At 61.1% G+C, this 25,639-nt stretch carries 21 protein-coding genes; 4 read left to right on the top strand and 17 right to left on the bottom strand.

Annotated elements, in window-relative coordinates; all coding sequences use genetic code 11:
* Positions 1-245: 245 nt before the first annotated feature.
* From ACIPLA_RS21635 to ACIPLA_RS21555, 17 genes are all read right to left on the bottom strand, one after another.
* Complete coding sequence (locus ACIPLA_RS21635) at positions 246-935, bottom strand: N-acetyltransferase (RefSeq protein ID WP_401175796.1); 690 nt, start codon at positions 933-935, stop codon at positions 246-248.
* Between the two features lie 60 nt (positions 936-995).
* Complete coding sequence (locus tag ACIPLA_RS21630; RefSeq protein ID WP_401175793.1) at positions 996-1,808, bottom strand: ChbG/HpnK family deacetylase; 813 nt, start codon at positions 1,806-1,808, stop codon at positions 996-998.
* On the bottom strand, positions 1,780-2,994 hold the full coding sequence (locus ACIPLA_RS21625; protein ID WP_401175790.1) for a GNAT family N-acetyltransferase: 1,215 nt from the start codon (positions 2,992-2,994) through the stop codon (positions 1,780-1,782). Before ACIPLA_RS21625 ends, ACIPLA_RS21630 begins: the two co-directional genes overlap by 29 nt.
* A 4-nt stretch (positions 2,995-2,998) precedes the next feature.
* Positions 2,999-3,688, bottom strand: a complete 690-nt coding sequence (locus ACIPLA_RS21620) for a GNAT family N-acetyltransferase (RefSeq protein ID WP_401175802.1) — start codon at positions 3,686-3,688, stop codon at positions 2,999-3,001.
* A gap of 92 nt (positions 3,689-3,780) precedes the next feature.
* Positions 3,781-5,700, bottom strand: coding sequence for a hypothetical protein (locus tag ACIPLA_RS21615; RefSeq protein WP_401175787.1), 1,920 nt, complete (start codon positions 5,698-5,700; stop codon positions 3,781-3,783).
* Complete coding sequence (locus ACIPLA_RS21610; protein WP_218399268.1) at positions 5,697-7,001, bottom strand: lipopolysaccharide biosynthesis protein; 1,305 nt, start codon at positions 6,999-7,001, stop codon at positions 5,697-5,699. The genes ACIPLA_RS21615 and ACIPLA_RS21610 overlap by 4 nt, the downstream gene beginning before the upstream one ends.
* Positions 6,998-7,999, bottom strand: coding sequence for a polysaccharide deacetylase family protein (locus tag ACIPLA_RS21605; RefSeq protein WP_218399269.1), 1,002 nt, complete (start codon positions 7,997-7,999; stop codon positions 6,998-7,000). Before ACIPLA_RS21605 ends, ACIPLA_RS21610 begins: the two co-directional genes overlap by 4 nt.
* 12 nt (positions 8,000-8,011) lie before the next feature.
* A complete protein-coding gene (locus ACIPLA_RS21600) occupies positions 8,012-9,148 on the bottom strand; it encodes a glycosyltransferase (RefSeq protein WP_401175783.1) in 1,137 nt (378 codons plus the stop codon).
* On the bottom strand, positions 9,141-10,109 hold the full coding sequence (locus ACIPLA_RS21595; protein WP_218399271.1) for a glycosyltransferase family 2 protein: 969 nt from the start codon (positions 10,107-10,109) through the stop codon (positions 9,141-9,143). Before ACIPLA_RS21595 ends, ACIPLA_RS21600 begins: the two co-directional genes overlap by 8 nt.
* Positions 10,106-11,473, bottom strand: a complete 1,368-nt coding sequence (locus ACIPLA_RS21590; RefSeq protein WP_218399272.1) for an O-antigen ligase family protein — start codon at positions 11,471-11,473, stop codon at positions 10,106-10,108. Before ACIPLA_RS21590 ends, ACIPLA_RS21595 begins: the two co-directional genes overlap by 4 nt.
* Complete coding sequence (locus ACIPLA_RS21585) at positions 11,470-12,525, bottom strand: glycosyltransferase family 4 protein (protein ID WP_371317178.1); 1,056 nt, start codon at positions 12,523-12,525, stop codon at positions 11,470-11,472. The genes ACIPLA_RS21590 and ACIPLA_RS21585 overlap by 4 nt, the downstream gene beginning before the upstream one ends.
* Positions 12,526-12,557: 32 nt before the next feature.
* Positions 12,558-14,153, bottom strand: coding sequence for a Wzz/FepE/Etk N-terminal domain-containing protein (locus ACIPLA_RS21580; RefSeq protein ID WP_218399273.1), 1,596 nt, complete (start codon positions 14,151-14,153; stop codon positions 12,558-12,560).
* A 17-nt stretch (positions 14,154-14,170) separates the two neighbouring features.
* Positions 14,171-15,193, bottom strand: coding sequence for a polysaccharide biosynthesis/export family protein (locus ACIPLA_RS21575; RefSeq protein WP_218399274.1), 1,023 nt, complete (start codon positions 15,191-15,193; stop codon positions 14,171-14,173).
* Positions 15,194-15,217: 24 nt separating this feature from the next.
* Positions 15,218-15,862, bottom strand: coding sequence for a CpsD/CapB family tyrosine-protein kinase (locus tag ACIPLA_RS21570; protein WP_218399275.1), 645 nt, complete (start codon positions 15,860-15,862; stop codon positions 15,218-15,220).
* Positions 15,863-16,609 (bottom strand): sugar transferase, encoded by a 747-nt coding sequence (locus ACIPLA_RS21565; RefSeq protein ID WP_008073318.1) that lies wholly within the window; start codon positions 16,607-16,609, stop codon positions 15,863-15,865.
* Entirely contained in the window at positions 16,606-17,664 is a 1,059-nt protein-coding gene (locus ACIPLA_RS21560; protein WP_218399276.1) for an NAD-dependent epimerase, read from the bottom strand. Before ACIPLA_RS21560 ends, ACIPLA_RS21565 begins: the two co-directional genes overlap by 4 nt.
* A complete protein-coding gene (locus ACIPLA_RS21555) occupies positions 17,661-19,013 on the bottom strand; it encodes a UDP-glucose dehydrogenase family protein (RefSeq protein WP_401175777.1) in 1,353 nt (450 codons plus the stop codon). Before ACIPLA_RS21555 ends, ACIPLA_RS21560 begins: the two co-directional genes overlap by 4 nt.
* Positions 19,014-19,393: 380 nt before the next feature.
* Between ACIPLA_RS21555 and ACIPLA_RS21550 the strand changes: the two genes are divergently transcribed.
* From ACIPLA_RS21550 to ACIPLA_RS21535, 4 genes are all read left to right on the top strand, one after another.
* Entirely contained in the window at positions 19,394-21,091 is a 1,698-nt protein-coding gene (locus ACIPLA_RS21550; RefSeq protein WP_401175774.1) for a sulfatase-like hydrolase/transferase, read from the top strand.
* 182 nt (positions 21,092-21,273) lie between these two features.
* Positions 21,274-21,942, top strand: a complete 669-nt coding sequence (locus ACIPLA_RS21545; protein ID WP_401175771.1) for an ABC transporter ATP-binding protein — start codon at positions 21,274-21,276, stop codon at positions 21,940-21,942.
* Position 21,943: 1 nt separating this feature from the next.
* Positions 21,944-24,415 carry an ABC transporter permease gene (locus ACIPLA_RS21540; RefSeq protein ID WP_401175799.1) on the top strand — a complete coding sequence of 824 codons (2,472 nt, stop codon included), beginning with the start codon at positions 21,944-21,946 and terminating at the stop codon, positions 24,413-24,415.
* Positions 24,405-25,478, top strand: coding sequence for a lipocalin-like domain-containing protein (locus ACIPLA_RS21535; RefSeq protein WP_218399279.1), 1,074 nt, complete (start codon positions 24,405-24,407; stop codon positions 25,476-25,478). Before ACIPLA_RS21540 ends, ACIPLA_RS21535 begins: the two co-directional genes overlap by 11 nt.
* Positions 25,479-25,639 lie beyond the last annotated feature (161 nt).

The following is a 25,639-nucleotide window of genomic DNA, read 5'->3' as shown; positions in this document are numbered from 1 at the left end:
TTCCAGGGCATGGTCAGGCACCTCCTGACCGTATTTCATACCTGTAAACGATGTCTCCGGTTTAAAACGTAAAGGATGTCTCCGGTTTCTACCCGGGCAAGCCCGCTCCCACAGGGAGATGCGGTCAAATGTGGGAGCGGGCTTGCTCGCGAAAGCGGTTTGCCAGACAACATTAATATCGACTGACACGCCCTCTTCGCGAGCAAGCCCGCTCCCACATTGGTCTGAGTCGGACGCAAAACCAATCACGCCTGCGCCGCAGTCACTGTCTGCTGTTCCGGTTTGCGCAGCGCAGTCAGCCGCGAGCCGCTGTAGTAGGTTTCGCGGAAGAAGCGAAAGCGGCCGAACAGGTCGTAGACGTGGGTGATTCGCCCCTGTTCCTGGTAGTCCATGCGCAGGTGCATTTTCATGGCCTGGATGTTGCGGACATCGCAGACGTCCATGACCTTGTCGCAACCTTGGTCCCGCATCGCACCCCAAATATTGTACTGGGCGTCCACCGACAGGCTGGAGCCGAAGTAGAGAGGGATCATTTCACCGCCGAACTGGAAAAACTCACCCGGTTTGACCCGGAACCAGCAGCCGTAATAGTGCTGGTCAAAGTAGTCACTGAGGCTGCCCCAGATGAATCCGATGGCATCACCTGCCTCGTCCACATACATGTGCCCGGTGTGACCTTCGGAGGCGATCTGGGCCATGGCCTTGACGCGGTTACCGTAATACTTGGTGAAAGCGATGGCGTTCTCCCGGGTAATCGTCACCCGCTTCAAACCCGTATAGGGCCGTAGTTTGTGCGGCGCCACCGGGGTGACCAGATCGCGCCCCAGCCACAACAGTTCTCGGTGGAAGTACACATAGCGCTTCCAGAGCGTCTGGAGCGTGTGGAGCAGGCCTTTTTGTTTGATTCGTTCGCGAAGCTTGGTGATGGCGCTCATGAAGTCCTCCGTGGCTGAAGCCAGGGTTGGGTGGGGAACGTTTTTTTCAATGGCGATTAATCAAGGTTGCAACGTTCGTAGGTCAATCGAGTACTGCGGTTCCTCTTCGAACGTCCTTGGCACTGCGGCATAGGACACTCTCGGAATGCCCGGGAGACGCAGCTCCAGCATGTGAGCCAGAGACTCTCCGGGGTTTAAATAGATATCGCCAAAATCGGCGCCGATATGGGTCGGGTGGACGACGATCTCCAGCAGTCCGTCGATCGGCATCGCCACGTTGCGCAGGTCTACCGGGGTGCATACGTACTGGGCGGTCGCTCCGGCGAGGCGGTTCAATCGATGATTGAGCAATGTCTTGAACACCCGCTTGCGCACACTCAGGTTATTTCCCAGATGGCGCGCCAGTCGCACGGGCACCCCTTGGTAGGCGGCAAAGCGCGCGACGATTTCGCCGATGGGCCAGATGTTGTGCACGTGCTGATGGGAATCGATGTGGCTGGGGCGCAGGCCGTTGTCCAGGCAACGTTGCCATTGGGCCTGGAGTTCCTCCAGCACCGCTTCGCGATCCAGGCGGTTGAGCCAGAGGCTGTGGCGGGGCAGGTCGAGATCGAACATGCCCTGGCTGTCGCAGAACGTCGAACGCGCGAGAATCGACGGGCTCAACGGCCGGCCATAGGTGAGGTTGAAGTGCAAGCCGATTCGTCCCTGGAGCAACGGCTGCCGGGCCAGGACGCAGGCTTCCTCGAACGCCGGCATATTGGCCATGGCGGTGGCGGAGCTGATGACCCCGGCCTGAAAGGCACCGAGGATCACTGCGTTTTCGCTCAGGCTGAGGCCGAAATCGTCAGCGTTGACTATGACTTGGCGAGGCATGTTTGCCCTCCCTGTTTTTTTCGGTGGGCGCAGGGCCTTTGTCGACACAAGTGGGTATCGGAGGGGATGCAGGAGCAACTGATGCACGCCAGGCCCGCCACTTTTTCAACCACGGCTTGAATTGATGCCAGAGTCGCATGGTCAGCCCCAAGGCGAGGCCGCTGGGGCGCCAGGAGTAGAAGCTCCAGCGCCAGTGCTCAAGTTGCCCGGTCATGCGCTCCTGGAGTTGATGGCTGGAGTTTTTCAGGCTGACCCGCGAAGCGTCGATCCAGTGCCAGTTGTCGTCCAGGCCCCAGCGAATCCACTCTTCGAGCAACACACGACCGCTGCCCAGATCGGCGTATTTGGGCAGGAACGCCAGGTTGTAGTCGTACAGCCGGCCCTGTTCCAGCAACCCGAGCCGGTAGCTGATGCAGCGTCCGTCCAGCTCCAGCAGCACCACCCGCAGCAGTCCCTGTTTGGCGAGGGCGGTGAAGGCCAGGTTGATCCATTGTCGGCTACGGTTGCTGGTGAAAATCCCCACGCCTTCGACGCCTTTCCAGCTCTGCGCTTCGACTTCGCTGAGGGCCTGCAATAAAGGCCCGATGGTGGCTGCGTCAGGGCTAATGCGTCGGACCTGAGCGCCATAGGCCAGGATGCGTTTACGCGCCCGGCGCAGTTTGTAGCGCGGGTCGCCGGAGACTTCCTGGCGGTCGATATCGCTGATCAAATGCACCGGCACCCGGCAACTGATGCGACGCTCGCCCGTGGAGCTGTGGGCCATCCATGCGGTCAGCGTGCTTTCTTCGCCGATGGGTTCGGACAATTCGTTGAGTTGCAGCATCGCATGGGGCAAGTGACGGCGGATGATCACCAGCGCCTTGCGCATGCTGTCGGCATCGAGGCAGGTGAGCAGGGCCAGGCGATCGGTGAGGGGATAACCGAGGTGACGCAAGACCCGAAATGGCAGCCTTCCAAAGCGCTCCACGGACGCCACCAGCGGCAGGCACAAGGCCAATTCATCACCTTGCCAGCCCAGCAGAACGTGCAAGCGTTCCCCGGCGGTCAGTGCCTGTTCCGATGCGCACAGCCAGGCGAGGGTGTTGAACGGCGTATGGTCCGTCACGCGCCTGCGCAACCCCTCATAAGCAGCTGCCGGAAAGTCCGGGGCGCACAGCGAGGTGCGCCATTCGAATCGAGCCATCATATTTTCACGCCACTGACTCAGGAACAGGTGAACGGGACGGTTTTCGTAGCGCATCCAGGCGTGAGTCGCTGTAACGGGCTTCACGCAAGAAACGCCAGCGACCGAATAATCGATAGACGTGCTGGATGCGTCCTTGCTCTTGATAGCCCATGCGGATGTGCAGTTTCAGCGCGGGTATGTTGCGGGCATCGCAGACATCCACGACCGTGTGGCAGCCTTGGGCCTGCATGGCTTTCCAGAGTCGTAGTTGCAGGTCCACCGAGAGCGTGGTGCCCCAATACGCGCGAGCCAGTTCGCCGCCGAATTCGAAGAATTCGCCTTTTTTTACCGGGAACCTGCAGCCATAGAAATGGCGGTCGTGGTACTCCCGGGTGCTGCCCCAGATGAAGGCCACCGCGTCGCCTTTGCCATCCAGATACATGTGCCCGGTGTAACCCTCGGTGGCCAGTTCTTCCATGATGTTGACCCGGTCGCCAAAGTGACGGGCAAAGGCTGCGGTGTTGTGCACCGTGATGGTCTTCACTTGCAGCGGTGGGTAAGGCTTGAGCTGGTGGGGCGGTACCGGGCTGACCAGGTCACGCTTCATCCACAGAAGCTCCCAGTGAACGAACATGTAGCGCCTCCAAAGGAGCCGGACCGTTGCACGCAGGCCTTTTCGTTTGATGTGTTGGCGAAGTTTTTCCAAGGCATTCATATCATTGCCTCCAGACAGAGACCGGTCGCCGCTGGCGTGGTGAAACGCGCGGTCGAGAGCGGCACGGTCGTGGTGATGCAAGTTGGCGGCGTTCATGAGGCGCTCCAGCTCAAGGCGAACAGGGTTTCGCCCGGCAGGTCGAAGCTGACGCGACCGTCGTGACAGGTGAACTGAGCGCTACGACTGCGGTTGTCGGCACCGAAGTACACCAGCGCTCCCTTGGCCAGCGGGCACGTCGCGCCGCCCAGATCGACACGCTGCAAGCGCTCCCCTTTATTGACCCCTAACAGGCTGCGCTGGCGCTCGGTGGCCATGGCCAACACATCGACTTCGAAAGCGTCGTTGTCCAGGCGCATGACGTTTTTCAGCCAGTGCTGCTGGATGAATTGCTGGGCCAGGCCCACCGGCTTGAGTTCGAAACGATCGCCGCCCAGCACCCGCACCATGCCTTTGGGGTAGGTCGGTTCGTCGGCGGCCTGGAACCAGTTGAGCATGTCCAGCAACCCATCCTGCGCCGAGTTGATGACCACCGAAGTCCACCACAGCGAAGCAAAGTGGGTTTCCTGATCATAGGGGCTCAGGCTTGAACCGCTGGACAGGTTGGTCTGATCCAGCAGCAAGGCTTTGCGTGGCCGGCCCTTGGCATCGAGGCCCACCAGCTCGGCGGCACGGCGCACGCTGTCGCGGTAGACCCGAGTGGCCAGCAAGTCGCGAATCATCCATTCGTGCCAGGCGAGGGCGTCGATCTGCTCACCGGATTCGGCCAGCAGGCGCCGCGCCCAATCGATACCGCGCTTGTCGACGGCGTTGTCGGCGAACGGGCCGTTGACGAAGCGTGAAGTGGCGGGCATGGCGATGCGCACACCGGCCTTGGCGTTGGCCGGATCGCTGCGCACCTGCCGGGCCATGCTGTTGAAAATCGACTGGTAGTCGGCGTAGCTCGAGTAGTTGAGGTTTGGCTCGTCGGCGAACGCGATGTAGTGCGTACCGGTGCCGCCAAGGGCGCGAGTGGCGGCGAGCCAGGCATCGAGGCCGGCGTTGCTTTGAGTGTCGGCGCGCAAATCCGCCTGGCGCAGGCTGCCGGCCAACAGCGTGAGGTCCTGGGTGATGCCGAAGCGGTTCTGATAGAGCTGGCGGAACGCATCTTCGTGGTGCGGATTTTGCGCGGTGACGTCAACGAAACTGTAATAGGTGCCCGCCTGGGGCTTGAGGGCGTCGAGCGCTGCGAAACTGGATTGAGGGGGCAGCACGTAGGGCAAATAAATGCCCAGGTTCGGGGTGGGGCCGAGCATTTCTTTATGCAGGGTCAAGCGGGTCTGGCCATCGTCCTCGCGCAGCGGTTTGAGCTGCTGCGGTTTCTGGGCAAACAGATTCGCCGTGCCATCGAGCCAGAACGCGACCTTGCCGCTGCCTTGCAGGCGCAGGCGCCAGACCTGTTCGTCCTGAGTGACGGGCAATGCCACCTGATCGAACTGCCAATAGGCGCGATAGGGTTTCAGCGTCAGGGACAACTGTTTGTTGTCGCCCACGCGCTGGGCCTGCAGGGCGTTGATCCCACCGTGAAACTTGCCGGCCAGTACGGCGTGTTCCCCGGGTGCGACCTTGAAATACAGCTCATCGCCGCCGCGGGTTTCGGCACTGAAATGCACCTTGGCCGGGGCGAACAGCGCCACCGTGCGTTCATCGTGTTCGATCGTGTAGCGGCGGAAACTGTAGCCCGGAATTTCCAGTCGATAACTGGCGGCACTCGGCGCCAGTGGCCAACTCTGCTTGCCTCGGGTTTCACTGGCGGCGATCAGGCGCTCGCCCTTGAGGTTGCCGTTGCCGTCGAGCAGGTACAGGCGTTCTTCGTTGGCATCGGCCTGCCACGCTGGAGCCCAGCGAACAGTCAGCGTGTCGGGGCGATCCGTTTGCAGGTACAGGCTGCCGTCGCGAATATCAGCCCAGCGCATGGGCGCCGCCTGGGCGCTCAAACCGAGGCTCAGGCTCAACAGCAGCATGAGGCGTTTCATGCCGATTTCCGTTGCAGCATCTGAAGCATCGGAGCCACATCGCTGGGCAGGATGATCAGGGTTTGCCAGACCGGTACGCCACTCAACCGGCAATACATCACCAGCAGCGCGAGGGTTACCGCCAAGTAGGCGATGGACGATGCCGTCGCAGCGCCGACGATGCCGTAAATCGGGATCAACAACAGGTTCAGGGCCAGGTTCAGCAACGCGCCGAGGCCCATCAACAGCGAAATCGTGCCGGGGCGATTTTTGCCCAGCAAGTCCAGGCGCAAGATGCTCGCATAGCAAAGGCCAAGCAGCCCGGGCAGCAGCGCCAGCAATGCCGGGTAAGCCGGCTGATAGGCAACACCAAACAGCGTGACGATCAGCCATTCACCGATCACCGCCATGGTCAGGCAGGCGCCGAGCATCACCGTGGCGGTCAGGCGCAGGGCCAACGGCGTCAGGCGATCCATGCCTTCGTCCTGTTGCAGCAGGCGTTTCATCAGCGGCGTGGTCACCGCCTCCGGGACGATCAGCAGCAACTCGGCGGCGGCGCTGGCCATGGCGTAATGCCCCAACGCCGTGCTGCCGAGCAGGGCGCCGATGAACAGGTAATCGGAGCGCAGAATCACTTGCTGGAATAACAGGTCCGGATGGCTGCGAGCGCTGTAGCGCAGCAGTTCATTCTGGCTGGCACGGTCCCACTGCAACTTCAAGGGCTGAGCGCGCTTGAGCCAGAACCACCCGGCCAGCACCACCAGGCTGAGGCCGGCCAGCCAACTGATCAGCGCCGCTTCCAGGGCTGCGTCTTTCCACATCCAGAACAAGGCCAGAAACAGCAGCAGTGGCGCCAGGGATTCCACCAGCCGCAAGGCATTGAACGCCACCACACCGCCCGACGCATTGTGCAAGGTCAGCAGGCCGCTCTTGAGGACGGTCAGCGGCACCGCCAGCAGCAACAGCCAGGCGAGCAATCCCAGTTGCGTGGTGATGTCGAGTTCGCCACCGAACTCGCGCACCAGCGCCACCACCAGCAATGTCAGCAAACCCGCCAGCAGGCAACCGAACACCAGCACCTGGCTCAGCAACAATCCCATGGGCCGTTGCTTGGCCGCCTGATACCCCACCGCCGAATTCAGCCCGCCGCTGGTGGCGGCGCTGATCAAATCGGGCAGGGTACTGAGCAACGCAAACAGACCGCGCTCGCTGGGCCCCAGAATCCGCGCCAGCAATACATTGCGCAGCAGCCGCAGGCCGATCATCGCCAGTTTGGTGCCCATGCTCAGGGCCAGGTGTTTGAGGTAATGACTACGACTCATGGCCTGGCTCCGCGGTAGATGCGCCAGGACAGCAACTCCGGATTGCGCGCCGTGCGATGGCTGATGCCGATTCGCGGCAAGGCCAATGGATCGCTGATACCCCGATAAATCCCGAGGTCGGTGCCCAGGGCAAACGGGAAGTCATGATCCGCCACGTGTTCGCGCACCCGCGCATCATGGTTGCCATTGGGGTAGCAGTAGACCGGCAGCGGCCGGTTGCAACCGTTGAGCAGGGCATTGCGGCTGCGGCTCAGTTCTTCATCCAGACGTTGGTCGTCCAGGTCGGTGAGAATCGCGTGGCTGGCGCCGTGCGGACCGAAGCGGATCAACCCGCTGGCTTCCAGCGCGCGTACCTGATGCCAGTCCAGGGCCTGGGGCAACGACTCTTCAGGGCATTGATCGCTGAGCCGATTCAGTTCGCCCAACGGCAGGTTTTTCAGGCTGTGCAGAAAGTGCAAAAGCGCCAGGCTACGGCGCTGCACATCCAGATCATCGAGCAGCACCGGTAACGGTCGTCTGATCTGTTGCAAGCATTCAATCAAATGCGTCCGGGCTTTTTCACCGTGGCTGTGCCACAGGGTTTCTCCCAGGCTTTCCCACCAGAAGCGTTGTCGGCTGCCGATGAAATCGGTGGAGAGAAAAATGCTCGCCGGCACCTGATACTTTTTCAGCAACGGGAAGGCATTCAGCGCGTTGTCGCGCCAGCCGTCGTCGAAGGTCAGCGCGATTTTTGGTCGTCCGGTCCTGATGGCGCCCGGTTGCAAGATCTCCATCAGAGGCACGCAGTCGAAGTTCTTTTTCAACCAGGCGAGCAGATGTTCGAATGCCTTCGGCCCGACGCACAGTTCATTGCGATGGGGCAGGTCGGCGGCGCGGTCATTGGCCAGCACCCGATGCAGCATCAGGATCACCCCGGCACCGTGCAGTTGATGACGGCCTACGGGCGAGTTGAGATAAAGCCAGCCACTGGTGCGTTTTAATAATTGTTTGATCGCCATGGCACGGTCCTTTCAACGATTTTGCTCGGGGTTCCATTGCGCGTACCGCTGGCCGCGCAAGAACTGCCAAAGACCGATACTCATCCCGGCAAGGGTCACCAGAACAAACGCGGCGAGGCGAAAGGGTTTGGGCAAACGGTGTTGCACATCCAGCAGGCCGACGATAGCCATCGCGTAACCGAGTAGTTGTGCGATCAGGCTCAGGCGATAGAAGCCATGAACATTCCACAACCAGACATTGCTCAGCAGCAACGGCACCAACAGGATCGGTGCCAGGCGTCGAATCAGCTTGTGGCTGATCAGTGCAATCGCATACAGGCCATACCGCCAAGGGTTCAGCAGCTCCCTGCGCTGGGCCAGGCTTTGCAGACCGCCGACGGTGACGCGCTGGCGGCGGCGCCATTGCTTGGCGATTTCGTCGACGCCCTGGTCGCTCACTTGTGCTTGGGGCACGTAGACGATGCGTTTGAACGCCACCGGTGCGCAGGTGCTGATAAAGAAGTCATCGTTGACCTCCGCCGGCACGTGCTGGAACAACTCGCGGCGCAGGGCGAGCAGCGCGCCGTCGGCGGAGACCATGCAGCCGGTGCGATTTTCCACCCTGCGCAACCAGCCTTCGTAATGCCGATAAAGGCTGTCGCCCAGGCTCAGGCCCTTGCCCGGCACCGGGATCAGCATGTGCCCGGCACAGGCCCCGACCTGTGGATCGGCCAGGGGCGCGAGCAACTGGCCGAGGGTGTCGGTCGACCATTGGTTGTCGGCATCGGTGAACACCAGAATCTCGCCCGTGCTCAGGGCCACGCCGGCATTCAAGGTGGCTGCCTTGCCCTGACGAGGCAGGTCAAGCACGCTGATGCGCGGGTCAATGACCTTGTGGGCGCAGGCCACGGTGTCGTCGGTGGAGCCGTCGCTGGCCAGAATGATCTGTAGCGAGCGCGCCTGATAATCCTGGGCGAGCAGGATGCGCAATTTCTCTTCGATATGCCGGGCTTCGTTGTGCGCGGCGATGATGATGCTCACGTTCATCGGTGGGGCTGGCGCATGACGCCGTGCGCGGAACAACGGCGCGATCAGCGTCAGCAGCAGTGGATAGCCCAGCCAGGCATACACCGGCAATAACAGGCACAGCCAGAAAATGAATTCAGCCACGGGCCGGCCTCCTGGCATTCCAATGACACAGGCTCAAAATGAGCGCGGCACCGGCCAGGTGCAGGCGCACCCAGTGAAGGCCCCACAGTTGCAGCATCAGGCCTATGTCATGGTGTTTCAGGCTTTGGCGCAGGCTCAGCACCAGCGCTGGCAGGCTGGTGATGAATACGATGAACAACGCCGCTTTGGGAAAACCATTGAGCAGGGCCGACAGAGCGATGAAATCCAGTGCCCAGACGCCCATCGAAAAGGCCGGGAATCGCAGCAAGCGCAGGCTCATCCCTTGGGTGCGCAGCAGTTGCAAGTGACTGCCCTGGCGCCACAACTCCTTGCCCATCCATTCACGCCAACTGCCTTCGAAACCCCAATGCAGGGCGACGCTTTGATTGACCGCGAGCAATCGCGCGCCGGCTTCACTCAGGCGCAAGGTGAACGCCTTGTCTTCGCCGGTGCGCAGGGTTTCGTCGAAGCCGCCGACCTTGTCGAACCAGGTGCGGCGCATCAGCAGGTTGGCGCTGGGCAGCCATTGCACCGGGTGCAAGGTGTGAGTGGTCGGGCGGGCCATGCGGCGTTGCCAGGCCGTGGCAAACCATGGCGCCTGGACAGGGGTGTGCAAGTCCAGGGCGAGGACATCGGCCTGGCCGCCGGACTCGAGTTCGAAAAGTTGCGTCAACCAATCCTCGGGCATCTCGATATCGGCATCGATGAAGCCCAGCCATTCACCTGTCGCCACCGCCGCCCCGCGATTGCGCAAGGCGCCGATCAGCAAGCCGGGCAGCACCAGCACCTGCGCACCGAACTGGCAAGCGATGGGTGGTCCCTGATCGTCGGAGCCGTTATCGACCACAATCAACTCGCATTCCAGCCTGGCAGCCTCGACGGCCTTTTTCGCGGCAAGCAATGTACGGCCGATGTGTCGGGCCTCGTTGTACATCGGGATGACGAGGCTGATGCGGCTCATGCGCTGGTCTCCGTCGGCGGACGTTCTTCAGCCTTGAGGCGCAACACGAACGTCAGCGCGAGCATGATCCACAGGTATTTGTGATTCGGTGCGCTGAGGAACATCAAAAACAGCAGCAACGACAGATAGCTCATGCTCAGGTGCGTGATCAGGTCGGCCTGTTCCCAATTTCGTTGCAGCATCCAGGCGTGACGGGCGCGGACCAGGTTGTACATCCCCAGGCCCAGCATGCCGACGAACAACAGGCCGGCGGGAATCCCCACTTCGCTGAAGATTTCCAGGTAAGTATTGTGCGCGCGGCGATACAGGTCGCCGGGCTTGCGGTTAGCGGAAAACACCTTGGCGTAACCGGTGGTGGCGTAGTGCAGCGGGAAGGTGCCGGGGCCGGAACCGAGTAACGGATGCTCTTGGATGATCTGGCTGCCGACCAGGATGTACGACGCGCGGCGGCCGAGGGATTCGTCCTGGCTCTTGGCACCGGCTTTCAAGATGCTCAAGGACTGGATACGCGCGATGTAACCGGCCGGCATCGAGTAAATGGCCAGCGGGATCACGATCGCAAGGCCAAGCATGGCAAAACCCAAGTGGCGCGGACGGATGCGCGGCAGCTGCGCACGGTAGTGCCAGGCGCCGATCATCAAGCTGAGAAAAAGCACCACCAGCCCGGAACGGGAATCGGTCTTGGTCATGCCGCCCAGCAGCAAAATGCAGCAGGCACCCCAGAACAAACGGTGCAACAGGTTCGGGCCGCGGATCACCAGCAGCAGCGCCAATGGCACGGCGAAGGCAATCAGCAGGGCAAACGAGTTCGGGTCTTCCAGCAGCCCGGAGGCGCGGCCCTGGTCCTGATACTTGGTGGAGAACATGGCCAGCGCGCTGGTCGCGCTGACGCTGAGGGTCACCAGCCGGGCGAACATATCGAGGTTCAACTCACGGCCGATCAGCAAGGTGATCACAAACAGAACCAGGCCGACGCTCAGATCCCGCAGATGACTCTGGGACATGTCCAGGTTATCGGTATTGATCATGCTCAACAGGTACAACACCATGAACCAGATCAGGAAGCGCCAGATGTTGCTGCGCAGGCGCTCGGACGGAATCTGGTGGATAGCCAGTTGCAACATCACGATCAGCGCCAGTGACGCACCGATGAATTTGGTGCCCGATAGCGCGCTGCCCTTGAAGAAACCTTCGAACGGCACCAGCGCCGCGATGGCCAACAAACCCCAGGCAGGTTTTCGGTACAGCACCGCGATAGCCACCAGGCCCAGTACTGCGCCTGGCGCCAGATAGGGATAAGGGCTGGCCAGCAAACCAAGACAGACCAGGGCGAGCAGACTGACGATCGAGAGCGGAAAGATCACGCGCGTGCCTCCCGTGCAGTACGGATATAAAGCTGCGACCAGCGTTCGGCCAAGGCCTTCAGGTCGTAACGGTCCAATTGCGTACGTCTTGCGTTGTCGATCAATTCGCGAGCCAGGGCCGGCTCACTCAGCAGCGTGTCGATCTGCCGGGCGAGGGCGGCGCTGTCGGTGGGTGTCGCCAGCAGGCCGTTGTGCCGGTCCTCCAGCACATCGGGAATCCCGCCGACGCTGAACGCCACCACAGGCACTCCGGCCTGCATGGCCTCCAGCAAAATCATCGGCGTGCCCTCGGTACGCGAACTGATCACCAGCGCATCGAGTTGCTGCCACCACCGGTTCATGTCGGTTTGATAACCCGGCAAGGTGATGCGTTTGTGCAAGCCGGCAGCGGCAATCCGCGCCAGCAAGGTTTTCTGTTCCGGGCCGTCGCCGAGCATCACGGCGTCCAGTTGCGGGTGTTGCTGACAGAGCGGAATCAGGGCATCGAGAAACAGGTCCGGGCCTTTCTCATTGCTCAGCCGACCGACGTAACCCGCCAGCCAGCGCGGGTGTGTGGCAGTGTGAGGTAGCAGGCCGCAGGCCTTTGGCAGACCATTGGGAATCACTTGCAGTTTCTCCGTCCGGACACAGGCCTTGCGGTGCAGCACGGCGATGCTTTCGGCCACGCAAACCACGCGGTGTACCGACGCCGTGCGACACAATTGCAAACTCAGCCAGCCATAAACGCGTTGCTTGCGACTGCGCGGAGTGAAACCGTGTTGAGTAATCACCAACGGCAAGTCCAACAACGTGGCGGCCGCCCAGCCAAATAACAGACCCTTGAAATTGTGCGTGTTGATCAGCGGCTGTTCAGCTCGCCGCTGACGTAAATGACGCAGCAATCCCCTCAAACCCGTGAAGCTACGACAGTCGACCCCAGCCCCGCGAAATCGCGCGATCAGCGCTGGCGGCGCATCGAGAAACAGCACTTGGTGCTGCCCCGGCGTCGCCAGGCAATGGTCCAGCAGCATCCGCTCAGCCCCATAGAAGCCGCCGCTGCTGATCAAATGCATGATCGGCAGAGCGCTGGCGCTGAGCGGCCCGTTCAATGGCGCACCCAATGCACGAAGCTATCCACGGTCCAGTTTTTGTGCGGGTTGGTCGGCATAACGTCTTGCTCGTTGATCACCAACAGCACCGGCAAGCCCAGTTCATGGGTGATTTGCGCTGGGTGTTTGAAGCGGTGATCGAAGAACTCACGCACGTAGACGAAGGCAATCGCCAGCAGCAGACCGGTCAGCATCCCGAACGGAATGATCAGCAGCGGTTTGGGGAACGCTGCATCGGTCGGTTCATACGGTGGGCTGAGTACCCTGGCGTTGGACATATCGTTGTCCAGCAAACCGGCGGAGCTGCTTTCGGCAAAGCGTTGGGCATAGGTGGAGAACGCTGCGTGCAGGGCATTGATCTCGGTGTCCATTTGCGCCAGTTTGCTTTGAGCCACTTGCAACTGATGGATGCGCTCCTTGAAGTCGGCGATGCGTGCGGTTTTCTGCTTGATCACCGAGGTGACAATCGCCAGGTCGTTGGTGCGCTCCTGAATCCGGTTGCTGACGATTTTCAGGAACTGCTGACGGGTGCGGGAAATCTGCTCGCGGGTCAACAGCATGGGTTCACTGCCCGGCTGGAAGACCGCCAGGTCGTTCATGTAGCGGCTGACCTGAGTGGTCAGTTGCTCACCGAGCTGCCTGATCTCCCGGTCTTCGAAGGCAATGTTGTCCACCGTGGTGGTGAAGGTGAAGGGGAAGGTGTAATCGCTGAGCCGGGACGTATTGGTGGCAGACGTCAGGGCGGTTTTCAGGTAGTCGAGCCAGCGCTGGCTTTGCAACAGGCGATCCTGATACAGGTTCAGGGCCTGTTCCTCGGTGTTGATGGCATTGAGGCGGAAGGTGATTTCTTCCTTCGGATCGGATGAAGCCACGCCTTCGAGCAACGCCAGCCGCGTGCCTTCCAGGCCATCGAGACGCACCTGATACTGCTTCTTCTTGGTTTCGTAGAAGCTCTGCGGCAGGTCGATCGATTGCAGTTCCTGACGGCTGGCCAGGTAGTTTTGCAGCAGCGCCGCGACAAACCGGGTGCCCTGGGCGGGATCGCCAAAGCTGTAGACAATGGAGATCACGTTGGAACCCGGCAGGGTTTCGATTTTCAGGTTATCGACGGCCTCTTGGGTGTAGGTATCCAGGGCGGTGTCCCGAACCGGATCGGTCTCAAGCCCGAATGCATCGCGCACCGGATTGACCACGTATTCACGCAAGGGGGTGGTCACAAAACGCTTGATCGGTTCGGTCACCAGTTTGCTGAAGATCCCGGGGTTGGGCGCGTACTCGCCTTTGGCCCGCAGGTCGCTGATGGTCTGACGGATCAGGGCCGGGGAACGCAGGATATTGCTCTCGGTTTCCATGTCCGCCAGTGACGGTGGAATGAACGAGGCATCACCTTGGGTCAGGGACGTGGTGGCGTCTCCCTGGGAGAGTTTTTTGGATTGCACGATCACCTGCGCGGTGATGTCGAAGCTCTGTTTGAGCATCAGCGGCAAGATCAGGGCGATCACTGCAAAGATCAGGAAGACGCGTTTCACCAACTGCTTGTTGGCGAAGAAAATCCTGAAGAACTCATGCAGGTAGTTTTCCTTTGGGTTCATGGTCGGTCACCTGAGCGTTAGTTGTCGCTGCCTTTGTTATCGACGCGGTAGCCAAAGGTGAAGCCCACCCCCTGGAACAACACCACGTCCGCCAGTTGCCGTGCGAGCTCACCGGCGCTGGCCAGTTTGGTCTTGGGCACGTAGAGCATGTCGTCCGGTTGCAGGTAAGCAATCTGTGACGCGTCACCGGACAAGGCTTTTTCCACGTCGTAGTGCACCGCCTGCACATGGTTGCCGGTGCGGCGCATGATCACTACCGAATCGAGCCGCGCCTTGACGTTAGTGCCACGGGCCAGGGTCAAGGCTTCGAGCACCGAGACCGGTCGGCGAATCGGGTAGGAGCCCGGTTGCGCGACTTCACCCAGCACATAGATTTCGTTGCCCGAGGTGGATTTGAGCATGACGTCGACTGTCATCCGCCCCGGCAATTGCGCGTAGCGTTGATTGAGGAACGTTTCCAGTTGGTTGACCGTCATGCCTTGCAGCGGCACGGAGCCGATTTCCGGGAAACTCGCATAGCCGTCGTTGCCCACAACGATCTCCCGGCTCATACCGGTAGCGGGGTGGTTCAGGGCGCTCTTGAGGTTCTGCTCGTTGCTCAGCGGGCTGGTGACCAGCACGGACAGCTGGTTGCGGTTGGGCTGGAACAGGGCTTTACGGTTATAGACACGCTGGATTTCCTCCCGGGCTTCGACCGACGTCAGCCCGCCGATTTTCACCGCGGTGTTGGCTCCTGGCAGTTCGATGGTGCCATCGGGCAGCACCAGTTGCGTGCCGTTGAGCTGGCTGGCCGCGGTGAAGTTCAGGGCGACCTGGTCACCGGGTTGAATCCGATAAGCCTGCGAGCCGCTGGTGCTGATGTGAAAGATCACATCCAGCACGTCCTTGGGCCGCAGGGTCTGTTCGACCTTGGGCATGTCGGTGGCCTGGGCATTGGCCGGCTCGGCCGTGAGGATCTGCACCGGCATCTGCTGGGTTTCACTGGTGCTGGAGCAACCTGCAAGCGGCAGCAACAGCAGGAGAAGCATTTTGGCGTTCATGGCGTCATCCTTTTCTGCGGTTGCTTACAGGTTTTTGTAGAGCCATTTGGGCATGTAGTACTTGCGCCGGTTGAAGACGCTGCCCACCAGTTTTGCGCCAGCCTGAGTCAGGCGCTGGGCTGCGGCCTGGGACACTTCCCAGCGCGTGTCTTCGGCGCGCACCACCATGATCACGCCGTCCGCCAAGGTGCTGATGACCAGGGTGTCGGCGGCCGAATACACCGCGTCGCCGTCGATCACCACGAAGCGATAGCGATCGCCCAGTTGGTTGAGCAACGGGGCCAGCTGTTCGGTCGTCAGGTGCTCGGCGCCGCGGATGTGCCGCCCGTTCGGCAGGATGTGGAAGGGCAGGCTGGAGACGTTCACCAGGCAGTCCTGCAGCAGCGGCGGTGAGTCGTTGAACAGCAGGTCTCGAAAGCCGCGTTCTTTGGTCAGCCCCAGCTGTTGCGTGAGGTTGCCCTCCGACTGGCTGGCGTCGACCAGCAGCACTTGGCCGCTGCTCATTGACGCCAGTTGGCTGGCCAGCGCCAGGGCGCTGGTGGTGGTGCCGGCGCCTGGATTGGCAGCGGTCAGGAAGAGGATCCGCAGATCCAGGTCGAGCACGGTCGAGGTCAGGTTGGACTCGCTCGGGCTGGCGATGGTCAGGCTTTTGTTCGATGAACCGTCCATTTAACTCGCTCCGTGGCCGCTGAATACTTTGAAGGGGGTTTTCAACAGGATCTTCAGATCAAGCAAGAGGCTCTGCTCGGCGATATAGCTGAGGTCCAACTCAACGCGCTGGTCGAAGTCGATATTGCTGCGCCCGGATATCTGCCACAGGCCGGTCATGCCGGGGTAGATGCTCAGGCGTGCAAGGTGGCTGTCTTTGTAGCGATAAGCGTTGAACGAGGTCGGTCGGGGACCAACCAAACGCATGTCGCCGCTGACCACATTGATCAGGTTGGGCAACTCATCAAGGCTGCTGCGCCGCAGGAAGCTACCGATAGGGGTAATCCGCGGGTCGTTGTCGATCTTGAAATCGATGGCATCGGCGCCGTGCTTGTTCAGATGCCGCAAGGATTCCTTGAGCTCTTCGGCGTTGGTCACCATGGTGCGGAACTTGTACATGCCGAACAGGCGGCCGCGGTAACCGGTGCGCTTCTGCACGAACATCACCGGCCCCGGGCTGCTGAACTTGATCACCAGCGCCAGGCCCAGCAGCACAGGGGACAGCAGCAGCAGAATCACCAGCGCGCCAAGGCATGCAACCACTCGGTTGGTTCGCGACAGCGTCCAGGGCCGACCACCGTCACGGCCGGTCATCCAGCCGCGGCCCTGCATGTGGATCGCCGTGTCCAGGCGCATTCGGTGTTCGGGGTCCAGGCGTTTGTCACGCAGCATGTGATTGAGCAACACGCCTTTTTCATGTCCAGTCATAGAGTCCTCCGCTGAAGCCCTTTCGCGAGTGGCGAGTGGGCGTTGCGCAGTGGGTAGTAGTCACGGAACCAGGCGATGAATCGTCCGAGTCCTTCATCCAGCTCGATCCGTGGCTGGAAACCGGTGGCCTGGGCCAGATCGCTGGCATCGGCGCAGGTGTTGAGCACGTCGCCCGGCTGCAGGGGCAGCAACTCGACGAGGGCTTTTTGTCCGAGGTGTTTTTCCAGCAGCGCCAGGTAGTCCTTGAGCTCCACTGGCTGTTGTCCGCCAATGTTGTAAATGCGCCATGGCGCCATGCTGCTGGCCGGGTCAGGTTGTTCGCGGTTCCACTCCGGTGCTGGTTGGGGGGCGCGCTCGATCAGACGGGCGATGCTCTCGATGATGTCGTCGATGTAGGTGAAATCACGCTGGTGCTGGCCGTAGTTGAACAGCTTCAGCGGCTGGCCTTCGGCAATCGCCCGGGCGAACTGGATCGGCGACATGTCTGGCCGGCCCCAAGGCCCGTACACCGTGAAAAAACGCAAACCGGTGCAGGGAATGCCGAACAGATGGCTGTAGCTGTGAGCCATCAGTTCGTTGGCTTTTTTGGTGGCGGCGTACAGCGACAACGGGTGGTCGACGCCGTCCTTGACCGAGTAAGGCGTGTGCTGGTTGGCGCCGTACACCGAACTGGACGAGGCATAGATCAAGTGCTTGACCGGGTGGTGGCGGCAGCTTTCGAGGATGTTCAGGAACCCGCTCAGATTGCTGTCGACGTAGGCCCGGGGATTTTCCAGGGAGTAACGCACCCCGGCCTGGGCCGCGAGGTGAATCACCACCTCCGGTTGTTCAGCGACAAACAGTGCGTCGAGGGCCGTGGCGTCGGCCACATCGACTTTCGCCAGCGGGAAATCGCCGACTTGCTTGCGCACCCAATCCACGCGGTCGTGTTTGAGTTGCGGGTCGTAGAAGTCGTTGAAATTATCCAGGCCGCATACCTCATGCCCGTCGCGCAACAGCCGCAACAGGCAATGGGCGCCAATGAAACCGGCCGCTCCGGTGACGAGTATTTTCATGGCCGTGGCGCCTCGGGAACGATGTGCCGAAGCCCGATACCGCTGTAGTGCAAACCGGCCGCCGCCACGTGCTCCGGGTTGTAAAGATTGCGCCCGTCGACAATCACCCGCGCGCGCAATTTGCTCGCCAGCAGATCGAAGTCGACCACGCGGAAGTTCTTCCACTCGGTGCAGATCACCAGCGCGTCGGCATCTTCCAGGGTGTCGTCGCGGGTGGCGCACAGGTGCAGGTCATTGCGGTAGCCGTAAATGCGCCGGCACTCGGACATGGCTTCCGGGTCGTAAGCCTGCACGCTCGCACCTTCGGCCCACAGCGCCTCCATCAGATAACGGCTGGGGGCTTCGCGCATGTCATCGGTATTGGGCTTGAAGGCCAGGCCCCAAATCGCGATGGACTTGCCGACCAGGCCATCGGGAAACAGCGCCTGCAGTTTGCTGAAGAGGATGTGCCGTTGGCTGTCATTCACATCGGTGACGCTACGCAGCAGACGCAATGACATGCCGTGATGTTCGGCGGTGTGCAGCAGGGCACGCAAGTCTTTGGGAAAGCATGAGCCGCCGAAACCGCAGCCGGGGTAAATGAAGTGGTAACCGATGCGCGGGTCCGAGCCGATGCCTTTGCGCACCGCTTCAATGTCGGCCCCCAGCAACTCGGTGAGGTTGGCCAGTTCGTTCATGAAACTGATGCGGGTGGCGAGCATTGCGTTAGCGGCGTACTTGGTCAGCTCGGCGCTGCGGTTGTCCATGAACATGAGCTTTTCGCGGTTGCGGCAGAACGGTGCATAGAGTTCGCTCAACTGGTTGCGCGCTTCATCGTCATTGGTGCCGACAATGATCCGGTCCGGGCGCATGCAATCGGCCAAGGCGCTGCCTTCCTTGAGAAACTCCGGGTTGGACACCACCCGCACGTTCAATGCTTGTTTGCCACGGCGTTGCAGTTCTTCGTTGGCAGCGCTCGCCACTTGGTCCGCGGTGCCCACCGGCACGGTGGACTTGATGATCAGGGTGCGATCGGACTCCATGAAACTGGCGATCTGCCGAGCGACATTCAGCACATGGCTGAGGTCGGCGGAACCGTCTTCATCGGCGGGAGTGCCCACCGCGATGAAAATCAGCTCCGCGTGTTCGACCGCGTCACTGGCCTGGGTGGAGAAAAGCAGGCGACCGGCCTTGATGTTGTCTTCCAGTGTGCTGGACAGTCCCGGTTCGCTGATCGGGGGCACGGCTTGTTGCAGTTGCTTGATCTTGTTGAGGTCAATGTCGACGCACAGCACGCGATGTCCGACATCGGCCAATGCCGCAGCTTGTATCAGACCGACGTAACCCGTACCAAATACGCTCACGTCCATATTGGCGTGCCTCGTAAAACGGTGGATGTAACTGAAATGAGACTGTCAAAAGGGGTATAGCCCAGCCGTGGGAAAGCGAGTCAGCAAAATGACGGGTAACGCGACCGGGAAAACCCCGGTTTCACGGGCTTTTTGCCATCAAGTGCTTGCCGCTGCTGGATTTGCCGCGGTTTTGAGGGGTTTGTGAGGGTTTTAAGAAAACGATAAACGGTCGTAGGGCTTGAAACACAAGGGTTACAGACGCTTGAGTGTGTCAGATTCGAGGCAACGTTTTTTTGACGCTTTGGGGAAAAAACCGGCATTTCTTGCGCTTCGAGGGCTCGGTGCTAGTGTCAGAAAATGGCCGACAATCCATTGGCCACGGAGGTGCTGTAATCACCATGATCCGTTACCTCAAGGAACTGTTGCTGGTTCTGTATTTACTCAAGAATTACGACGACTATCTCGATCGTCTTGACGCGCTGGGCATCGGTTTTCCGATGCTGCTGTATGGCGCAATGTTCGTCTTGCTGACAGTGGCGTTGTTCATGACCGCGTACATCCGTCAGACGCTGATCCGTCATCTGTTCGCGTTGGTGATGTCTGGCTCGGCGGTGTTCTTCGACGTCTATACGCAAGTGACTGCCGGTTACATGACCTACAGCAGTTTTGTGTCGCTGGTGTATTCCGGTGGGTTCATTCAAGAGGCCGCGTACCAGTACCGCGATGCAATCATCAGCGCGATGGTCAGTGGTTTGTTGCTGCTGTTCGGTATCGGGCTCAAGCCGCGGCGACGGGCGCCATTACCGGGGGCACTGTTGGTGGCGGCGCCAGTGTTCGGGGTACTGATGCTCAGCACCGTGCTGTTCGTGCGGGCCGGCGAGGGGGCCCGTGGCTTGCCGATCATGTACACACCGTTGGCCTATCTGAATCTGTTCACCTATGAAGCGCTGCACAACACCGTCGGCCCGCGTGAGCCAGTGAGCCTGCTGCGCGTCGATCAGCCGGTGGGGCACGACATTGTGCTGATCATCGACGAGAGCATTTCCGGCAACTACCTGGACATCAACACGCCGTTCGGTGTGCACAGCAACCTCAAGGAACCGCGCCCGGGCGTGGACATCTTCAATTATGGCTACGCGGCGTCCATCGCCAATTGCAGCGCCGACACCAATGTCACGCTGCGCTACGGTGGCACCCGCGCCGACTACATGCGGATCAACAGCACATTGCCGTCGATCTGGCAGTACGCCAAAAAAGCCGGGCTGCGCACCGTTTACATCGACTCCCAGCGCACCGGCGGCAACTTGCAGAACCTGATGAATGCTGCCGAGAAAAAGGACATCGACGAGTTCGTGCAATTCGACCGCACCAGCGTGCGTGAGCGCGACATGGCCGCGGCGGCGAAGCTGATCGAGCTGCTCAACGACGGTAAGCCGGAGCTGGTAGTGATCAACAAGGTCGGTGCGCATTTTCCGGTGCACGACAAGTACCCGGACGCCTTTATGGCTTACCGCCCGACATTGCCCCGTGGGCAGTTTGTCGAAGTGGCGGACACGGGCACACGCGATGGTTTCAACGGTCAGCCGGATGATTGGTTGCTGTACCGCAACGCCTATAAAAATACCGTGCTGTGGAATGTCGGCGAGTTTTTCGCGCGGGTGTTTGCTCAGGCGGATTTGAGCCATGCGCTACTGATCTACACCTCGGATCACGGGCAGGATCTGCATGAGCGCGGTAACCCCGGGCTCAATACTCACTGCGGTGGTGATCCAGTGGAGGAGGAGGGGTTGGTGCCGTTGGTGGTGATTTCGGGCAGCGGTTTGCAGACCCTGGACTGGCAGGCGCAATTGCCGGCCAACAAGGATCGCTCCAGTCACTACAACATCTTCCCGACGTTACTGCAGGTGATGGGTTATGACCTGGCGGGGATTGAGGCGGTGTATGGCAAACCGCTAAGTGTGCCGACGGGGGACGATTTCACCTTTAACTATCGGTTTAATGCGCGGTTGGGGGCCAAGCCGGAGTGGAAGCATATTGATCTGAACAGCATTGTGACGCCGGGGCGGGTGGTGCCGAGTGTGGCGGTGGGGCAGTGAGGTTTTGAGCGATTGAGCGGGCCTCTTCGCGGGCAAGCCTCGCTCCTACAGGTATGCGTCGGTGCGGGATATTGCGATCCGTAGGAGCGAGGCTTGCCCGCGAAGGCGTCAGACCGTTCAACCCAAGATTATCGGGTGTACTCTCTACCCTTGCCCCCACTCATCAAAAGAGTTTCCCCTTCATGCTTCACGTCCATGGCGTCTTCAAAAGCTACGCCACCCCCCAAGGCCCGCTGCCGGTATTGCAAGGCGTCGACCTCACGTTGAAACCCGGTAGCAGCCTGGCGCTGATGGGGGAATCGGGCAGTGGCAAGAGTACCTTGCTGCACCTGATCGCCGGGCTGGACAAGGTCGATCGCGGCAGCATCCGCAGCGGCGAACATCGGCTGGAGCAGATGAACGAAAGCCAATTGGCGAACTGGCGGCGGACCGAAATCGGTCTGGTGTTCCAGCAGTTCAACCTGATCGGCAGTTTGCGCGTTGAAGACAATCTGGCGTTTCAGGCACGTCTGGCCGGGCGCCACGATCCACGTTGGCAGGCGCATCTGGTGCAACGTCTTGGGTTGGGAGATTTGCTGCGGCGCTATCCGGAGCAACTGTCTGGTGGGCAACAGCAGCGGGTCGCCTTAGGTCGCGCCCTGGCATCGCAACCCAAACTGCTGCTGGCCGACGAGCCCACCGGCAGCCTCGATGAAGCCACCAGCGATGAGGTGTTGAAGTTGTTGCTGGAGCTGCTCGACGACAGCCCGACGACTTTGTTGATGGTCACTCACAGCCCACGGGTCGCCGCGCGGCTGGCAGACAAAGTGGTGCTGCACGGTGGCCGTCTGGCTGGCGCGGACGAGCGCTGAAGTGCGGGTTTTTCGTGAGACGCTGCGGGCGCTGCTCAGCCATTGGCGACAGCACCCGGTGCAATTTTTCAGTGTGCTGACCGGGCTCTGGCTCGCCACCAGCCTGCTGACCGGCGTGCAAGCGCTGAACAGCCAGGCGCGAGAAAGCTACGCCCGGGCCAGTCAGCTGATCGGCGGCGAACCGCAAGCCAGTCTCACGGCACTCGGCGGTGGGGTGTTTTCCCAGCAAGTGTTTGTTGACCTGCGTCGTGCGGGTTGGCCGGTATCGCCGGTGTTGCAAGGCCGGGTGACGCTCAAGGGCCATGAAGAGCAGCGCTTGCAGTTGATGGGCATTGAGCCGGTGTCACTGCCGGCTGGTTCCGCAGTGGCCGGGCGGTCGTTGCCGATCGAGCAGATCGTCGAGTTTTTCACCCCGCCGGGCAGCACCTGGATTTCACCGCAGACCTTGCAGGCGTTGGGCTTGCGCGAAGGCGAAACCCCGATGGCCCAGAGTGGAGTCACCTTGCCGCCGCTGCGTGCCCAGACCGACATGGCGCCCGGCGTGTTGCTGGTGGACATCGGCTTCGCCCAACAGACTCTGCAATTGCCCGATCAATTGTCACGGCTGCTACTGCCCAAGGATTTCACCGCGACCCTGCCTGATGAGCTCAAGGGCCAACTCCAGTTCAAAAGCAGCGGCGAAGAAAACAACCTCGCGCGCCTGACCGAGAGCTTCCACCTGAATCTCGATGCCTTGGGTTTTCTGTCGTTCGTGGTCGGCCTGTTCATCGTTCACGCGGCGATCGGCCTAGCGCTGGAGCAACGTCGAAGCTTGCTCAGAACCCTGCGCGCCTGCGGGGTCAGCGCACGCATGTTGATTGCCTGCCTTGCCGTCGAGCTGGGTGCTCTGGCGCTGATCGGTGGTATCGCCGGCGTCGTCAGCGGCTACCTGCTGGCCGGCGTGCTGTTGCCGGACGTCGCCGCCAGCCTGCGCGGCTTGTACGGCGCCGAAGTGCCGGGGCGGTTGAATCTCAGCCCGCTGTGGTGGTTCAGCGGTATTGGCCTGAGCTTGTTCGGCGCTTTGCTGGCCGGTGCCAACAGTTTGCTGCGGGCGGCGCGGTTGCCGTTGCTGGCGCTAGCCAATCCGCAAGCCTGGCACCTGGCCCACGCGCGCTGGTTGCGGCGCCAGGGGTGGGTCGCGGCGATGGCGGCGATGATCGCGTTATTGGCGTTGATCTTCGGCGACAGCCTGAGCAGCGGCTTCGTGTTGATGGGCGCGTTGTTGATCGGCGCTGCACTGGCCTTGCCGGTGGTGTTGAACAGTGTGCTCAACTGGGTGCTTGGGCGCAGTCGTTCGGTGCTCGGCCAATGGTTTCTCGCCGACTGCCGCCAGCAACTGCCGGCCCTGAGCCTTGCCTTGATGGCGCTGTTGTTGGCGCTGGCGGCAAACATCGGCGCCGGCAGCATGACCGCCGGTTTCCGTCAGACCTTCAGCAACTGGCTCGAACAACGGTTGACCGCCGAGCTGTACCTCAATCCGCAAAATCCCGCCCAGGCTCGAGAGCTGCACACCTGGCTCAAACAACAACCCCAAGTCACCGCAGTGCTACCGAACTGGCAGGTATCGATCCAGTTGCAGGGCTGGCCGGCGGACGTCTTTGGCGTGATCGACCACCCGACTTATCGTCAGCACTGGCCGCTGCTGGAAGCCTTGGGCGACAACCCTTGGGAGCGACTGGCCAAGGACGACGCGCTGATGCTCAGCGAACAACTGGCCCGGCGGTTGAAGGTACGGCTCGGTGATCACCTGACAATCCCGACGCCGAATGGCCCATGGTCGCCGCGAATCGTCGGGATCTACGCCGACTACGGCAATCCCAAGGGGCATCTGCTGGTCAACATCAATCATCTGCTGCGCGGCTGGCCGCAATTGACGCCCAACCGTTTCAACCTGCGCATCGACCCGGCATCGATCCCCGGATTCCTGACCGCGCTGCAAGCACGCTTCGCCCTGGACGACAGCCGTATCGTCGATCAGGCCCGGCTCAAGGGCTGGTCCACGCAAGTGTTCGAACGCACCTTCGCCGCCACCGCCGCGCTCAACAGCCTGACGCTGTGCGTCGCGGGCGTGGCGCTGTTCATCAGCCTGCTGACCCAAAGCCAAAGCCGCCTTGGGCAACTCGCGCCGCTGTGGGCGCTGGGCGTGACTCGGCGCCAATTGATGCTGCTGAACCTCGGGCAAACCTGGTTGCTGGCGGTGTTGACGCTGGTGCTGGCGTTGCCCTTGGGCATCGCGTTGGCGTGGTGCCTGGACACGGTGATCAACGTTCAGGCCTTCGGTTGGCGCTTGCCGTTGCGGGTGTTTCCGTTGCAACTGTTGCAGTTGATGGGCCTGGCGTTGCTTGCAACATTGCTCGCATCGGCATGGCCGTTGTACTCGCTGTATCGCACGCAACCGGCGGATCTGCTGAGGACGTTTGCTCATGAGGATTAAGGTTGGCGTGTGGTTATTGGCCGCGCTGTTGAACGGATGCGACAACACGCCTGCACCGGAAAAAGGCTTCGCCGGCCTCGGCCATCAGGCCGCCGCATTTACCCCGGTGATACCCGGCCGGGTATTCAGCTTCCCGGCGGATCACGGCCCCCACGATGGCTTTCGCATCGAATGGTGGTACGTCACCGCCAACCTCAAGGACGCTCAGGGCCGGGAATTCGGTGCGCAATGGACGCTGTTTCGCAGCGCCTTGAAAGCGTCCCCCGAGCAACCCGGCTGGGGCAATCAGACCATCTGGCTGGGCCACGCGGCCGTGACTTCCGCCACGGCCCATCATGCCGCCGAACGCTACGCCCGAGGCGGCGTCGGCCAGGCCGGCGTGAGCCTGGTGCCGTTCAAGGCATGGATCGACGATTGGCATTTCAGTAGTCAGGCTTCCGATGAAAACCCGCTGGCGGACCTGCAACTCAGCGCTCGCGACAAGGCTTTCAGCTACCAATTGCGACTGACCTCCACACGCCCACTGGTGCTTCAGGGCGACAAAGGCTTCAGCCAGAAATCCGAACAAGGCCAGGCTTCGTATTACTACAGCCAACCGTTTTTCCAGGCCAGCGGCACATTGGAAATCGATGGCAAAACCTACACGGTCAGCGGCCCGGCCTGGCTCGACCGCGAGTGGAGCAGCCAACCCCTGACCGCCAACCAGACCGGCTGGGACTGGTTCTCCCTGCACCTGGACAGCGGCGAACAGGTCATGCTCTACCGCATGCGGCAAAAGGACGGCGCGCCGTACCTCACCGGCACCTGGATCGACGCCCAAGGGCAGACGCAGTTATTGCACGCCGACGACATCAGCCTCACGCCTCAGGAGAAGACCAAAGTCGCTGGCCGCTCAATGCCTGTGAGCTGGTCGATAAAAATCCCCGCCAAACACCTCGAAATCACCATCAACGCCCTCAACCCCAAGGCCTGGATGGACTTGCGCATTCCCTATTGGGAAGGACCGGTGCGGCTGAGCGGCAGCCATGGCGGGCAGGGGTATCTGGAGATGACCGGGTATTAAGATCAAAAGAGGGTTATGCGTATGCCGCAATGTCGCGGGTGTACTCGGTCAGTGTGAGCTGCCGAAGGCTGCGATCTTTTGATCCTGCTCCTAATGCGTCCAATCCACAGGAACTCCCAGAGACCTCCATCTCTCTACCGTAATAATACCGGCAGGAGCCC

The sequence above is a fragment of the Pseudomonas sp. NPDC086112 genome (assembly GCF_044746425.1).
In the GTDB taxonomy this organism is placed as follows: domain Bacteria; phylum Pseudomonadota; class Gammaproteobacteria; order Pseudomonadales; family Pseudomonadaceae; genus Aquipseudomonas.
The sequence above is the reverse complement of the archived record's forward strand: the minus strand, read 5'-3'. Positions and strand labels throughout refer to the sequence as shown.